This is a genomic window from Nocardioides sp. REDSEA-S30_B4 (genome assembly GCF_001627265.1).
GTDB lineage: Bacteria > Actinomycetota > Actinomycetes > Propionibacteriales > Nocardioidaceae > Nocardioides.
This window is the reverse complement of record NZ_LUPI01000007.1, coordinates 1-14366: the sequence shown is the minus strand read 5'-3', so window position 1 is coordinate 14366 and position 14366 is coordinate 1. Positions and strand designations below refer to the sequence as shown.

Annotated in this window: 16 protein-coding genes; 4 read left to right on the top strand and 12 right to left on the bottom strand. The window is 72.6% G+C overall.

Annotated elements, in window-relative coordinates; translation table 11 throughout:
• Positions 1–45: 45 nt before the first annotated feature.
• The 3 genes from A6R01_RS01370 to A6R01_RS01360 all read left to right on the top strand — a co-directional run bounded on the left by A6R01_RS01370 (position 46) and on the right by A6R01_RS01360 (position 2588).
• A complete protein-coding gene (locus A6R01_RS01370; protein ID WP_292602763.1) occupies positions 46–939 on the top strand; it encodes a glutamate ABC transporter substrate-binding protein in 894 nt (297 codons plus the stop codon).
• A gap of 102 nt (positions 940–1041) precedes the next feature.
• On the top strand, positions 1042–1728 hold the full coding sequence (locus A6R01_RS01365) for an ABC transporter permease subunit (RefSeq protein WP_292602760.1): 687 nt from the start codon (positions 1042–1044) through the stop codon (positions 1726–1728).
• Positions 1725–2588, top strand: coding sequence for an amino acid ABC transporter permease (locus A6R01_RS01360; RefSeq protein WP_292602757.1), 864 nt, complete (start codon positions 1725–1727; stop codon positions 2586–2588). Before A6R01_RS01365 ends, A6R01_RS01360 begins: the two co-directional genes overlap by 4 nt.
• 15 nt (positions 2589–2603) lie before the next feature.
• Here the strand turns inward: A6R01_RS01360 and A6R01_RS01355 are convergent, their stop codons facing one another.
• From A6R01_RS01355 to A6R01_RS01335, 5 genes are all read right to left on the bottom strand, one after another.
• Entirely contained in the window at positions 2604–3089 is a 486-nt protein-coding gene (locus tag A6R01_RS01355; RefSeq protein WP_292602754.1) for a hotdog fold domain-containing protein, read from the bottom strand.
• A 42-nt stretch (positions 3090–3131) separates the two neighbouring features.
• The gene (locus tag A6R01_RS01350; RefSeq protein WP_292602751.1) at positions 3132–3392 is read right to left on the bottom strand and encodes a metal-sensitive transcriptional regulator; all 261 of its coding nucleotides are present in this window, start codon (positions 3390–3392) and stop codon (positions 3132–3134) included.
• A 149-nt stretch (positions 3393–3541) separates the two neighbouring features.
• Complete coding sequence (locus tag A6R01_RS01345; RefSeq protein ID WP_292602839.1) at positions 3542–3919, bottom strand: VOC family protein; 378 nt, start codon at positions 3917–3919, stop codon at positions 3542–3544.
• Positions 3919–4749: a methyltransferase domain-containing protein gene (locus A6R01_RS01340; RefSeq protein WP_292602747.1), complete on the bottom strand. Its 831-nt coding sequence runs from the start codon at positions 4747–4749 to the stop codon at positions 3919–3921. Before A6R01_RS01340 ends, A6R01_RS01345 begins: the two co-directional genes overlap by 1 nt.
• 60 nt (positions 4750–4809) lie before the next feature.
• The gene (locus A6R01_RS01335) at positions 4810–5718 is read right to left on the bottom strand and encodes an alpha/beta hydrolase (RefSeq protein WP_292602744.1); all 909 of its coding nucleotides are present in this window, start codon (positions 5716–5718) and stop codon (positions 4810–4812) included.
• A 116-nt stretch (positions 5719–5834) separates the two neighbouring features.
• On the opposite strand from A6R01_RS01335, the gene A6R01_RS01330 reads away from it, so the two are divergent.
• Positions 5835–6323 (top strand): MarR family transcriptional regulator, encoded by a 489-nt coding sequence (locus A6R01_RS01330; protein ID WP_292602741.1) that lies wholly within the window; start codon positions 5835–5837, stop codon positions 6321–6323.
• A gap of 4 nt (positions 6324–6327) precedes the next feature.
• Here the strand turns inward: A6R01_RS01330 and A6R01_RS01325 are convergent, their stop codons facing one another.
• The 7 genes from A6R01_RS01325 to A6R01_RS01295 all read right to left on the bottom strand — a co-directional run.
• On the bottom strand, positions 6328–7164 hold the full coding sequence (locus tag A6R01_RS01325; protein ID WP_292602738.1) for a patatin-like phospholipase family protein: 837 nt from the start codon (positions 7162–7164) through the stop codon (positions 6328–6330).
• A 176-nt stretch (positions 7165–7340) separates the two neighbouring features.
• Positions 7341–9179, bottom strand: coding sequence for an ABC-F family ATP-binding cassette domain-containing protein (locus A6R01_RS01320; RefSeq protein ID WP_292602736.1), 1839 nt, complete (start codon positions 9177–9179; stop codon positions 7341–7343).
• Between the two features lie 4 nt (positions 9180–9183).
• Positions 9184–10167: a 4-(cytidine 5'-diphospho)-2-C-methyl-D-erythritol kinase gene (locus tag A6R01_RS01315; protein ID WP_292602732.1), complete on the bottom strand. Its 984-nt coding sequence runs from the start codon at positions 10165–10167 to the stop codon at positions 9184–9186.
• Complete coding sequence (gene rsmA / locus A6R01_RS01310) at positions 10164–11087, bottom strand: 16S rRNA (adenine(1518)-N(6)/adenine(1519)-N(6))-dimethyltransferase RsmA (protein WP_292602729.1); 924 nt, start codon at positions 11085–11087, stop codon at positions 10164–10166. Before rsmA ends, A6R01_RS01315 begins: the two co-directional genes overlap by 4 nt.
• A gap of 51 nt (positions 11088–11138) precedes the next feature.
• Entirely contained in the window at positions 11139–12266 is a 1128-nt protein-coding gene (locus A6R01_RS01305) for a resuscitation-promoting factor (protein ID WP_292602726.1), read from the bottom strand.
• 335 nt (positions 12267–12601) lie between these two features.
• Complete coding sequence (locus A6R01_RS01300; protein WP_292602723.1) at positions 12602–13528, bottom strand: TatD family hydrolase; 927 nt, start codon at positions 13526–13528, stop codon at positions 12602–12604.
• Positions 13525–14366: alpha/beta fold hydrolase (locus tag A6R01_RS01295; RefSeq protein ID WP_292602721.1), on the bottom strand; the 842-nt coding region annotated here is incomplete at its 5' end. The genes A6R01_RS01300 and A6R01_RS01295, both read right to left, overlap by 4 nt.

The window sequence follows — 14366 nt, the reverse complement described above, 5'->3', positions numbered from 1 at the left end:
CTGACTCGACACCCGTCGACTCGGAGAACGAAAGGGAGAGAAGGAATGCGCGTACTCAGGTTCCGCGCCGCGGCTGCGGCGCTCCTGCTGGCCGGAGGTCTCGCGGCCTGCGGCGATGCCGGCAGCGACACCGAAGGCCGGGACGTCCAGGCCGAGGAGGTCGACGCGAGCAAGTTCGAGGAGGGCTCGCGGATGGCGGAGATCGCCGAAGCGGGCACCATCAACGTCGGCGTAAAGTACGACCAGCCCGGCTTGGGCTTCAAGGGTGCCGGAGACGACATCCCCAGCGGATTCGACGTCGAGATCGCCAAGATCCTCATCGCGGACCTCGGTATCGATCCCAGCGACACCAGCAAGGTGAACTGGGTCGAGACCATCTCCGACAACCGTGAGCCGTTCCTGCAGTCGGGCAAGGTCGACCTGGTGCTGGCGTCGTACTCGATCACCGACGACCGTCGCAAGGTCGTCGGTCAGACCGGGCCGTACTTCATCACCGGCCAGCAGGTGCTCGTCCCGGCCGACTCCGACGTGGAGTCCATCGACGACCTGAAGGGCGAGGAGGTCTGCTCGGTGACCGGCTCGACCTCGATCGATCGCATCAACGAGGCCGGGGCCAAGGGCGTCGGCTACGACTCCTACAGCGAGTGCGTCCAGAAGGTCCTCGACGGCACCGTGTCGGCGATGTCGACAGACGGATCGATCCTGGCCGGCTTCGCCGCTCAGAACGAGGGTGAGCTGAAGGTCGTCGGCGACGAGTTCTCCGAGGAGCGCATCGGTGTCGGCTACTCCCAGGACGAGCCGGAGATGTGCGAGTGGATCAACGGCGTGCTCTCCGAGGCGTTCGACGACGGCTCGTGGGCCGAGGCCTTCGAGCTGACGCTGGGCCCCTCGGGCGTCGAGACCCCGGAGCCGCCGGCCCTGGACGACTGCCCCGCCTGACCCGGCTCGGGCAGTTGAGCAGAACCATCGCGTCGTAGCCGGTCGGCGGGGGTCCTCGCCCCCCGCCGGCCGCTCGACCACCTCAGAGAAGGAGCGGACCTGGTGGCCGTCCTCGACAACTTCGACCTCTATCTGCGGGCTTTCGGCTACACGTTCTTCCTGTTCGTGGTCGCCGGGCTGCTCTCGCTGCTGTTGGGGACCGTTCTCGTGGCCATGCGTGTGGGTCCGATCGCGGTCCTGCGCTGGGCGGCGACGACGTACGTCACCCTCGCGCGGAACACACCGCTGGTGATCGTCTTCGCCTTCTTCTCCTTCGCCGCCCCCGTCCTGGGCATCACCTTCAACTGGCTGGATGTCCACATCGGACGCTTCGACTTCACCGCCTTCTTCGGCGCCGCCGTCGTGTCCCTCACCCTCTACACCTCCTCCTTCGTGTGCGAAGCGCTCCGGTCAGGCGTCAACGCCGTGCCGCTGGGCCAGGCAGAGGCCGCCCGAGCGATCGGCCTGCCCTTCGGCGGGGTGATGACCCAGGTGGTGCTCCCCCAGGCGTTCCGCGCCTCGATCCCGCCCCTGGCCAGCGTCCAGATCGCCCTCATCAAGAACACCTCAGTGGCCGCCGTCTTCGGCGTTGCCGAGGCAACCGCACAGATGCGGGCCTTCACCAACGACTTCGCTTCGGAGAGGACCGCGATCTTCATCGCCTTCGCGCTCGGCTACATCGTCATCGTCGAGCTCTTCTCAGCACTCTCGCTCCTGCTGGAGCGGCGCTACCGGGCGGCTGCGGCATGAGCGCCGGAGTGCTCTTCGACGCCCCCGGGCCGCGGACCATCCGTCGGCACCGCATCTACACCGTGGTCGCCGGCCTAGCCGTGCTCGCGGTCCTGGCCTGGATCGTGGGGTCCCTCTACGACGACGGGCAGTTCGCCTACGACAAGTGGGAGGTCTTCCTGACCCCCAAGTACCTCCAGGTGCTCCTGGTCGACGGCCTGCTCAACACCTTGAAGATGGCGGCGCTGGCGATCCTGTTCGCCGCGGTCGTCGGCTTCGCCCTGGGTGTGGGCAAGATGTCCGAGCACCGCTTCGTGCGCTGGCCCTCCTGGCTGGTCGTGGAGTTCTTCCGTGCCATCCCGGTGCTGCTGCTGATGGTCTTCGCCTGGTACTTCATCGGGATCAACAGCGAGAGCGCCTCCTTCTGGGCCGTCGTCATCGCCCTGGCGCTCTACAACGGTGCGGTGCTGGCCGAGGTGCTGCGCGCCGGCGTCAACGCCGTCCCGAAGGGGCAGCGCGAGGCGGCCTACGCCGTGGGACTGCGCAAGACGCAGGTGATGAACATCGTGCTGCTGCCGCAGGCGGTCAAGATCATGCTGCCCTCGATCATCAGCCAGTGCATCGTCGCCTTGAAGGACACCGCACTCGGGCAGTACGTGCTGGCACCGGGCCTGACCCGCGTCTACAAGCAGATCTACCTCGAGTTCGACAACCGCATCCCGACGATGATCGTCGTGGCGGGCCTCTACATCGCGGTGAACCTCTTGCTGACCATCCTTGCCACCTACGCCCAGAAGAAGTTCGTGGGCGAGAAGAACCCGATCGACCTCACGCGCGCCGGCAACATGGACGGCGGCCAGAACACGGGTGGCGCAGCCTGACCGGTGGGGCAGGACCTACTTCTTCGGGCTGATCCAGAGGTTGATGGTGCCCTCGACGACGGTGGTGCCGTCGTCACGGACGCCCTTGACGCGCACGGGGAGGTCGTAGCCGGCGCCGAGGTCGGCGGTCCACTGCTCGGGGTCGGTCTCCGCGACGCAGGTGATGTCGCTGGTGGCCTTGGCGGTGTAGCCGACCTCCATGCCCTTGGGGATCCAGCGCCGGTCGCTCGGGATGGTTGCCTCGGCGAGCGCACCCATGGCGGCCTCGAGTCCGTTGCACAAGGCGATGGCGTGGACGGTGCCGATGTGGTTCTGGACCGCACGGCGCTTGGGGATGACCAGCTCGGCGTGGTTGGGCTCGAGCACGGTGAAGCGCGGGCGGATCGAGGAGAAGTACGGCGCCTTCTGGCCGAAGACGAGGCTGAAGACGCGGGTGCCGACGCTGCTGCCGACCACCGGGAGGGTGCTGGCGGTGCGCCACATGGAGAGGACCTGGCTCATGACCGGGATGCTACCGGTCGGTAACCCTGGCCGCCACGGGTCTCAGGACAGCGACAGGAAGTGCTTCTCGTAGGCGTCGAGGTCGGCCTCGCTGACGGCACCTCCAGTGACGAGCGCCTGGCGCAGGTCCTGGGTGACCAGGGCGAAGCCGGCGCGGTCCAGCGCCTTGGAGACGGCCTTGAGCTGGTTGAGGACGTCGTCGAGCTCGCGGCCCTCCTCGATCATCCGCAGCACGCCGGCCAGCTGGCCCTGGGCGCGCTTGATGCGGTTGACGACGGGGGCGAGGTCGCGGGCGTGGTCCATGCTCGGAGGCCGGCCTTTCGGGGGGATGCTGGCGACCTCGTGGGTCGCCGTGACGTGTGACGCGTCGCCCGGCCCGGCCTCCGAGTGTGGCCCGGCGTGGTCACGCCGTGGCAGGTCGACACCGGTAGAACGCCCGACACCCCAGGGGGTTACGCCCCCCGGGGGATGGCGAGCAGCTCGACCCGGTTCCCGTGCGCGTCGTGGGCGTGGCAGCGCTCGTGGCCGGGGAAGGTCGCCCGATCGGTCCAGTCCACCTCGAAACCGAGGTCTCGGAGCCTCTCGGCCGTGCGGGCGAGCTCCTCCGGGTCGTCCAGCAGCAGCGCCGGGTGCGCGCGGCGCGCCGGGACGAACGGCTCCTCGACCCCCACGTGCACCTCGACCGCTCCCCCGCGGAACCACGCCCCGCCCCGGGCCGCCAGCACCGACGGCTTGGCCACCTCGACCAGCCCCATGCCCTCCACCCAGAACCTCCGCGCACCCTCCTCGCCACCGGCCGGGCACGAGAGCTGCACGTGGTGCAGCCGCATCACGCCGGCACCCGCGCGACCGCGAACGCCCGCCGGAAGGGCAGCACGACCCGCCCGTCCCGGGGTGGGTACGCCGCCCGCAACCGCCTGCGCAGCTCGCCGGCGAACTCCTCGCGCGACCCGGCCGGCAGCGCCTGCAGCGTCGGGCGCGCGCCGGTGCCGGAGATCCACTCGAAGACCGCATCCTCGCCCTCCAGGACGTGCAGGTAGGTCGTCTCCCACGCGTCGACCTCGCACCCGAGGTCGGTCAGCGCCTCCAGGTAGGCCATCGCCCCTGGCGACCACGGCGAGGCCACCCCGGCCGTGTGCGCCGCGTAGGGCGCCTCGGCGGCCAGCTCGCGGCGCAGCACGTGGCTGGGCTCGTCGAAGTTCGCCGGGACCCCGATCGCCAGGACGCCGCCCGGCGCGACCCTCCCGACCATCGCGGGGAGCAGGTCCAGCGGGTCGGGGAGCCACTGCAGCGTGGCGTTGGTGACCAGCACGTCCGACCTCTCCCCCGCCCTGGACCCCGGCCACTCCGGCGCCGCCAGCCAGTCGCGCAGGTCCGCGACCTCGTAGGTCTCTCCGGCGCCCTCCGAGCCATCCCCGGGCCCGCCGACCCGGTCGCGCGCGGACGCGATCATCTCGGTGCTCGCATCGACCCCGTGGAGCCTGGCGCCGGGCCAGCGCCGGGCAAGCAGCCCGGTCAGGTGGCCGGGGCCGCAGCCGAGGTCGACGACGCTCGCCACCGCCCGCCCGTGGGGGTCGGGCACCCGCGCGAGCAGCTCGACGAACGGGCGCGTGCGCTCGTCGGCGTACGAGAGGTAGGTGGTGGGGTCCCAGGTGTGCACGGCGCCTCCAGATATCTTGACGTCAAGACATCTTCAGCGTGCGCCGGAAGTGTCTTGATGTCAAGAGACTTCGGTGAGGAACCCCCTGACCAGCGCGTTCACCCGGTCCGGGCGCTCGAGCTGGAGGAAGTGCCCCGCGCTCGGCACCACCTCGACCCGACAGGTCGTCGGCGCGACCTCGGAGAGCCGGGTCGCGAACCGAGCGCTGAGGCAGCCGTCGCGGGCGCCGTGCAGGTGCAGCAGCGGCACCGTCGGCATCGCGAGCCAGGAGTCGGCGAGGTGGGCGTACGTCGCAGGCAGCCGCCCCTGCCGCGGGGCCGCCCGGTAGTAGTCGATCGCGGCCCGGCGGTGGGCGCGGTCGGGCAGGGCGGCGGCCAGCAGCTCGAGGTCCTCGCCGGGGTCGTAGCCCGGCGACCAGCTGCGCCACAGCCGCGCGACGTGGCGGGAGAAGACGCGCTCGGGCAGCACCGGCAGTTGGTGGAACACGGTGTACCAGCTCATCAGCGCCTGCTGCGCCAGCAGCCCGGCGTCCCCCACCCCCTGCGGCACCAGCGCGGGCACCGGTGGGACGGCCATGCTCACGATCGCGGAGTACGGCGACGCCTCGGCCGCCCCGACGCCGTTGGCCGTGATCGCGCCCCAGTCGTGCCCCACCAGCACCGCGCGCTCGTCACCACCGAGGGCCGCGTGCAGGGTGATCGCGTCGTGGCACAGCGCCGGCACGTGGTAGCTGCCGTCGGGGGCGAGCCCGGTCGGGGCGTAGCCGCGCAGGAACGGCGCGACCACCCGCCAGCCGTCCCGCGCCAGCGCGGGCCCGAGGTGCCGCCAGGTGTGCGCGGTGTCGGGGAAGCCGTGCAGCAGCACCGCCAGCGGACCGTCGTCGGGCCCCCAGGTCAGCGCCTCCACGTGCAGGCCGTGGGGCAGGTCGAGGCTGAGGGTCCCGGGCGCGGGCGTCTCCGACGAGGGCACGGGCCGAGCCTAGGGTCCCCGGCCGACCCCCGCCCGACCCCAGCCCGGAACCCGTCTGTGCGTCGGCCGGGAACCACAGTCTCTTGACGTCGAGAATCTCGATGTATCCTGGCGCGATGCGGGACGAGGTCGACGAGCTGGTCGAGGCATGGGCGCGCGAGCGCACCGACCTCGACCTGGGTCCCGTCGCCGTCTTCAGCCGCATCAGCCGGCTCTCCCGTCACCTCGACCTCGCGCGGCGGGCGGCCTTCGCCGCCCAGGGCATCGAGTCGTGGGAGTTCGACGTGCTCGCCGCCCTGCGACGTGCCGGTGCGCCGTACGAGCTCTCGCCGGGCAAGCTGCTGCGCGAGACGCTGGTGACCAGCGGGACGATGACCAACCGGGTCGACCGGCTGGTCGCGCGCGGCTACGTCGAGCGCAACCCCGACCCCGACGACCGGCGCGGCGTGCTGGTGCGGCTCACGCCCGAGGGCAAGGCCGCCGTCGACAGCGCGTTCGACGCCCTGCTCGAGGCCGAGCAGACCTTCCTGGCCGACCTCCCCGAGCGCGATCGCGCCACGCTGGCCGACCTGCTGCGGACCCTGCTCGCGCCGTTCTCCGACTGACCCCTCAGGCAGCAGCCGGGAGACGGGTGCGCAGCGCAGCGGTGGCCGCCTCGTGGCCCATCGCGACGTGCTCGGCGGTGCGCGAGAAGTCGTGCATGCGGATGCCGAGGTCGGGGGCGGTCAGGTGGACGACCTCGACCCCGGGCATGTCCACGCTCGGACGCACCCGCATCGACACCGCCAGGCTGGCCAGCAGGACGTCGATGGGGGTGCGCACCCTGCGCAGCCGGGCGGGCACGCTCGCGTCGAGCACGATCACCCGGGTCGGGGCCAGCGAGGGAGCGCCGGCCACCGGCACGAGGTCGGCGATGCCGCCGTCCACGTGGGTCTCGGGACCGTCCGGGCCGGTGAGCCGGATCGGGTCGAAGATGCTGGGCAGCGCCGTGGAGGCCATCAGCAGCGTGTGGAGGTCGCCGGCGTCGTGGTAGACCGCCTCGCTGGTCTCCAGCCGGGTCGTGACCACGCGCAGCGGGGTGGGGAGGTCCTCGAGCCGCTCGTGCTGCGCCCAGGTGCGCACCAGGGTCTGCAGGCCCGAGGAGGAGTAGAGCGAGGCCGGGTGCCGTACGACGTGGCCGATCCGGGTCCAGTGGCTGCCCGGGAACACGTCACGGGTGGTGATGCCCGCCCAGTGCCGGCCGAGCTCGTCGACGCGGTCGGGCAGCTCGTCGGGCTCGGAGCCGGCGAGGAACGCCGCGTTGAGCGCACCCACCGAGGTGCCGACATACGCCGCCGGGCGGATGCCCGCCTCGACGAGGGCCTTCATCATCCCGACCTGGACGGCGCCCCGGGAGGCACCTCCGCTGAGGACCAGCACGTCCCTCGTACCCATGAGCTCCTGCATCACGCCTCCTCGGCCGGGACGGACCTCCGTGTCCGTCTGCCCCTCTCCGATCGGCAGGGACCCCGCTCACCTGACCCCTCCGGGGGTCGGCGGCGCAGGTCTGGCCGCGCGACGGGCGGCATGGCCCGTTCGGGCCATCCCTGGTGAACCGGGGCTGATCCGGGGCTGATCCGGGGCTACTCCACCGCCTCGGCGGCCTCGAGCCACTCCATCTCGACCTCGTCCTTCTCCGCCGACAGCTCACCGAGCTCCGCGGAGATCTCGGCCAGCCGCTGGTGGTCGGAGGCGTGCTCGAGGACCAGGGCGTTGAGCTCGGCCTCGCGCGCGGCGATCCGCTCGAGGCGCTTGTCGAGGCGGGCCAGAGTCTTGCGCGCGGCCCGCTCCTCGGCCGACCCGGCCTTCGCCTTGGGTGCCGCCGCTGCGGGTGCTTCCTGTCCTCCCTGCCCTCCCTGCGTCGAGCCGGCGTGTTGATACGCCGGCTCGGCGGGCGTCGAGCCGGCGGAAGGATGCGCCGGCTCGGCGAGGAGGGCGGCGCGACGCTCGAGGTACTCCTCGACGCCGCCGGGCAGCATCGAGATCTGCCCGTCGCCGAGCAGCGCCCAGGTGGAGTCGGTGACCCGCTCGAGGAAGTAGCGGTCGTGGGAGACGACGACCAGCGTGCCCGGCCAGCCGTCGAGGAAGTCCTCGAGGACGGTGAGGGTCTCGATGTCGAGGTCGTTGGTCGGCTCGTCGAGCAGCAGCACGTTGGGCTCGTCAAGCAGCAGCTTGAGCAGCTGGAAGCGGCGCCGCTCGCCGCCGGAGAGGTCGCCGAGCCGCGCGGTGAGCCGGTCGCCGGTGAAGCCGAAGCGCTCCAGCAGCGAGGTCGCGGTCATCTCCTTGCCGTCGAGGGTCTTCGACACCCGTCGGATGTCCTCGACCGTGGCGAGGACCCGGGCCTCGGGGTCGACCTCGTCGATCGCCTGCGTCAGGTGCGCCAGTCGCACCGTGCGCCCGTGCTTGACCCGGCCCGCGTGCGGCAGCACCGCGCCGGAGACCAGGTTGAGCACGGAGGTCTTGCCGGCGCCGTTGACGCCCACGATCCCGACCCGGTCGCCCGGCCCGAGCCGCCAGGTGGCGTGCGAGAGCAGCCGGCGCTCCCCGCGGACGAGGTCGACGTCCTCGAGGTCGACGACGTCCTTGCCGAGCCGCTGGGTCGCGAACCGCTCGAGCTCGAGCCGGTCCCGCGGCGGGGGCACGTCGGCGATGAGCGCGTTCGCCGCGTCGATGCGGAACTTCGGCTTGGAGGTCCGCGCCGGCGGTCCGCGGCGCAGCCAGGCCAGCTCCTTGCGCACGAGGTTCTGCCGACGGAGCTCCGCGGCCGAGGCCTGGCGCTGCCGCTCAGCCTTGGCGAGCGTGAACGCGGCGTACCCGCCCTCGTAGACGTCGACCTGGCCGTCGTGGACCTCCCAGGTCCACTGGCACACCTCGTCGAGGAACCACCGGTCGTGGGTGACGACCACGAGCGCCTGGTCGCGGGTGCGCAGGTGCGCGGCCAGCCAGGCGACCGCCTCGACGTCGAGGTGGTTCGTCGGCTCGTCGAGCACCATCAGGTCGTGGTCGCCGAGCAGCAGCGCGGCCAGGGAGCAGCGCCGCCGCTCGCCGCCGGAGAGCCCGGCCACGGCGCGGTCGAGCGGAATGCCGGCCAGCAGCTCCTCCACCACCTCGCGGGTGCGGGTCGCGGCGGCCCACTCGTGGTCGGCCATGCCGCCGAGGACCGCCTCGCGCACGCTGTGGGAGTCGACGAGCTCGTCGCCCTGGTGGAGGTAGCCGACCAGCAGGCCGCGGCGGCGGGAGACGCGGCCGGAGTCGGGCTCCTCGAGGCCGGTCATCACCTCCAGCAGCGTGGTCTTGCCGTCGCCGTTGCGGCCGACGATGCCGATGCGATCGCCCTCCCCCACGCCGAGGGAGACCTCGGAGAGCAGCGGGCGCACGCCGTAGGACTTCGAGACGAGCTCGAGGTTCAGCAGGTTCGACACGGGCTCAGCCCACCGGCCCGCCGTCGTAGGAGACCACGTGCACGCCGGAGACGGGCGCGGGCACGGCGACCGTGCGCGGGTGCCCGGCGGCGTGCATCGCGGCGGTCACCTCCCGGGCGTGGTCGGCGTCGCTGCACAGCAGCAGCACCGTCGGGCCGGACCCCGACAGCAGGCACTCCATCGCGCCGGCCTCGTAGCCGTCGTCGAAGGTGCGCACGAGGTCCGGGCGCAGCGACAGCGCCGCCTCCTGCAGGTCGTTCTGAAGCTGCCCCGGCAGGGCGATCAGGCTCCCCTCGGCCAGGCTCATCAGCAGGTCCGGTGGCAGGAACGGCTCGTCGAGGACGGTGAGGTCGCTCAGCTCGTCGAAGGCGCGGTAGACCTCCGGCGTCGACAACCCGACGTCGCTCCCCACGACCACCCACCACCACGAGCCGGTGTCGGGCAGCGGCTCGACGACCTCGCCGCGGCCGGTGCCACCCGCGGTGCCACCGAGCAGCGCGAAGGGTACGTCGGAGCCGAGCGTCGCCGCGATCGCCAGCAGGTCCTCGTCGCTGGTCTCGAGCTCCCACAGCCGGTCGAGCGCCACGAGGGTGGCTGCCGCGTCGGCCGACCCTCCGGCCATGCCCCCGGCGACGGGGATCGACTTGTGGATCGTGATCGCGGCCGCGAGGTCGAGCCCGTGGTGCTCGACCAGGGCGCGACCGGCACGGATCGCGATGTTGTCGGTGTCCAGCGGCACGACCCGACCGGCGTCGGGCACCGCGTCGGAGGCGTCGGGGTCGGCCAGCAGGCCCTCGAAACGCACCTGGACGTCCCACTCGTGCCACGTCGAGACGGTGACGTCGTCGTAGAGCCCGACGGCCTGGTAGACGGTCGCCAGCGGGTGGAACCCGTCCTCGCGCGGCGCCCCGACCCCCAGGTGCAGGTTGATCTTCGCCGGCGCCCGCACCGTCACCCGGCGCGGGTCGTGGATCATCGCCTCGCTCACGCGCGCTCCTCCCGCTGCTGGTCCGGCTGCTGGTCCGGCTGGTCCGGCTGCTGCTCAGACGACTGGGGCAGCGCCTCGGCGATGCGCACGAAGTCCTCGACGGTCAGGGACTCCCCGCGCGCCAGCGGGTCCACGCCGGCCGCGGCCAGGGCGGCGTCGACGTCGGCGGCGGGCGCCACCGCGCGCAGCACCCCGCGCAGCGCCTTGCGCCGCTGGGCGAAGGCCGCGTCGACGATCGCGAAGACGCGCTCGCGGGGCACGGTCGTGCTGGGCGGCTCGCGGCGCGTCCACGCCACCAGGCCCGAGTCGACGTTGGGCGCCGGCCAGAACACGTTGCGGCCGATGGCCCCGGCACGGCGGACGTCGGCGTACCACGCGGCCTTGACCGACGGGACGCCGTAGACCTTGGAGCCGGGCTTCGCCGCGAGCCGGTCGGCGACCTCGGCCTGCACCATCACCAGACCGCGCTCCAGCGAGGGCAGCAGGGCCAGCAGGTGCAGGAGGACCGGGACGGAGACGTTGTAGGGCAGGTTGGCGACCAGGGCGGTCGGCGGCGGACCGGGGAGGTCGGTGACCTTGAGGGCGTCGCTGAGCACGACCTCGCAGCGCTCGGCGACGGCGGGCGCGTGCTCGGCGAGGGTCCGCGGCAGGCGCGAGGCCAGCAGCTCGTCGAGCTCGACGGCCACGACCCGGTCGACGACCTCGAGCAGGGCCAGGGTCAGCGACCCCAGGCCGGGGCCGACCTCGACCACGACGTCCTGCGACCCGACGCCGGACTCGCGCACGATGCGGCGCACGGTGTTGGGGTCGATGACGAAGTTCTGCCCGCGCTGCTTGGTGGGGCGCAGGTCGAGCTCGGCTGCGAGCTGACGCACCTCCGCCGGCCCGAGCAGCCTCGGACCGGCGGAGGTGTCTGACATGGGTGCCAGGCTAGTGGGCAGCGCTCAGCGTCCCGTCATCGTGACGGTCCCTCAGCGCGGCAGGCCCAGCTTCGCGGCGCAGCCCGGCCACGCGCCGTACCCGCCGCGGGCGTTGCGCAGCTTGGTCGCGATCGCGATCTGGGTGGCCCGCGAGGCGGTGTGCGGGTAGCCCGGGCCGCCGTAGGCGCGCCAGGTCTGCAGGTTGAACTGCAGGCCGCCGTAGTAGCCGTTGCCGGTGTTGATGGCCCAGTTGCCGCCGGACTCGCACTGGGCGAGGCGGTCCCACACGGTGCTGCCGCCGGCGAAGTTGGGGGCCGCGACCTGGGTGCCGACCTTCACGATGCGGTCGACCGGCTCGCGGAGCACGGTCGCCTTGTGGACCTTGCGGACCGAGACCTCGCCGTTGCGGAGGAAGACCTTGTAGACGACGTCGCGCAGACCGGCGCGGCCCTCCTGGACGACCTCGCTCTGGCCGGCGGGCATGGAGGAGTCCTTGCGCTCGATCGTGTCGAAGGCGATCGACTCGCCGTCGACCTTCTTCTTCTCGACCTGGACGTCGGTGAAGACGATCTTCTCGCCGCCCTTGAGACGCTTGCCCGCGCGGAGGTTGATCTCGTCGCGCTCGTGGATCTTCACCCCGACGGCCTCGAGGGCGTCGGCGACGGTGGCGACGGTGAGCGTGCGCTTCTTGGCCTTGCCGCCGGCGATGACCAGGGTCACCTTCTTCGGCGTGGTGACCTCCAGGGTCGCGCCGGAGCGGTCCAGGTCGCCACCGCGGGAGAGCGAGAGGTCGGCGTCGCGGAAGCCGCGGCCGATCTCGGAGAGGGCGGAGTCGATGTCGGTGGCGTAGACCCAGTGGGTCTGCTCCTCGCCGTCGACCTCGAGGGTCAGCGGCTTGGCGTACTGCACGGTGATCGCGCTGCCGTCCTCGACCGCCTCGTCGCGCTGGGGCGCCACCAGGTCGCGCTCGCCCAGCTCGACGCCCTCGGCCGCGAGCACGTCGGCGACGGTCTCACCGGCGGCGGAGACCTCGCGGGTCTCGCCGTCGACCGTGAGCGTCACGGTGCTGGCCAGGGCGGAGTAGCCCAGGGTGGTGCCGGCGACGGCCAGGACCACCGTGGCGATGAGTCCGACCATGACCGCGCGGCTGCGGGCGAGGGTGGTGATGGTGCTGCGCACACTTCTCCGAACGTCGTGCTGTCCGAGCCTCGAGCGTCTGCGCGCACCCGCGTCGCAGACCGGGGGCGGTGGCCACCGGACGGCGGGCGCGGGGGATGTCAGCCGGCCTGGTGGACCGGCTGGGAGCGCCGACGGAACCTCTCGATCCCGGCTGTCGAGTACCCAGGAAAACAAGGATCCGGACGCCGCGCCAAGTCAACGAGCACAAACGTGTCGAGGCTCTCCCCGGGTTCCAGACCACCTCGGGACGGTTCCTCAGGAGGCCTCTCACGCCGCTGACCTGCGGTTTGTGACGGGTGTGGCGACTCGGACCCTCCCGTCAGGCGGTCAGCCGGTCACCAGTGCCCTCCGAAGGCCCGGTCGGTGGTGGCGTCGATGGCGACGCACAGCTCGCCGAGGTCCTCCCCGCGCACCTGCGCCATCGTCCGGACGGTGAGCGGCACGAGGTAGGAGGCGTTCGGGCGACCCCGGTAGGGCGTCGGCGTGAGGTACGGCGCGTCGGTCTCGACCAGGATCCGGTCCTGCGGCGCCATGGCCAGCGCCTCGCGCAGCGGGTCGGCGTTCTTGAAGGTCACCGTCCCCGCGAAGGACAGGTGCGCGCCTCGGTCCAGGCAGGCCCGGGCGAAGAGCGCGTCGCCGGAGAAGCAGTGCATCACCCACCGCTCGGGCGTCCCCTCGGAGTCGAGCACCCGCAGCACGTCCTCGTGGGCGTCGCGGTCGTGGATGACCAGCGTCTTGTCGAGCCGCTTGGCGAGGTCGACGTGCCAGCGGAAGGACTCCTCCTGCGCGGCGCGGCCCTCGTCGCCGGTGCGGAAGTGGTCGAGGCCGGTCTCGCCGACGGCGCGGATCTTGTCGTGCGCCTGCGCGAGGGCCTCGATCTCGGCGTACGCCGCCTCGAGGTCCCCCGACGCCGCCAGCCGCGGCGCCTCGTTGGGGTGCAGCGCGACCCCGGCGACGAGGGCGTCGTAGGTGGCCGCCGCCTCGACGGCCCACCGGGCGCCGGGCAGGTCGCAGCCGATCTGCACGATCCGCGGCACCCCGACGGCGGCGGACGCGGCCAGCGCCTGCTCGGTGCTGAACCACTCCCCCTCGGAGTCGGCGATGTCGAGGTGGCAGTGGTTGTCGACGACGGGGTGCGGCAACGGGTCGGGCGCCGGCGGTCGCTCGCGGTCGCGCCGCGCCCCCGACCTCTCCTCGGTCGCCGCGCGGCTGCGGGTGGGGCCCTGCGTCGGGTCCTGGCCGGCAGCATTCGTGCCGCTCACGAGCCGAGCACCCGCTCGAGGATCGCCTCGGCCGCGGCCTCGGGGGCCTGCGTGGGGATCCAGTGGGTGACGCCCTGCAGCACGACGAGCTCGTAGGGCGCGTCGACGTAGCGCGGCGTGGCGTCGACGGGCGCGCGGCAGATGGCGGCGTCGCCGTCGCTCCACACCAGCGTGGTGGGGACGGTGACGCGGCGGCCGAGCAGGCTGCGGTCCATGAACGGGATGCCGCGGTACCACCCGAGCCCGCCGGGCAGCGCGCCGTCCTCGACGATCTCCCGACGGAAGCGGGCGACCTCGTCGGGGGTCATCCCGAAGCCGCCGCCGAGCAGCCGCTCCATGAAGCCGCCCTCGTCACGGGCCAGCCGCTCGGGGAGGCGCGGGACGTTGAAGGCGGCCATGTACCAGGACTTCAGGCCCTGCCGGGAGGTGAACCACGAGCGCATGAACGCCTCGGGCTGCGGCACCGACAGCGCGGTCAGGCTCGCCACCCTGCTCGGCTCGAGCATCGCGGCGACCCACGCGGTGGCGGCGCCCCAGTCGTGGCCGACCAGGTGGGCGCGCCCACCGGCGGCGTCGACGACCGCGAGGGCGTCGCGGGCGAACTCCTGCACCGCGTATGCACGCCGACCCCTCGGCCGGGCCCGGGGCGCGTGGCCGCGCTGGTCCACGGCGAGGGTGCGCAGGCCCTGGGCGTGCAGCAGCGGGGCGACCAGGCGCCAGGACGTGGCGCGCTCGGGGAAGCCGTGCAGCAGCACGACGGGCTCGCCGTCGAGCGGCCCTTCGTCGATCAGGTCAAGGGTCAGGCCGTCACGGGTGACCTCGGTGACCCTGTGCGGGG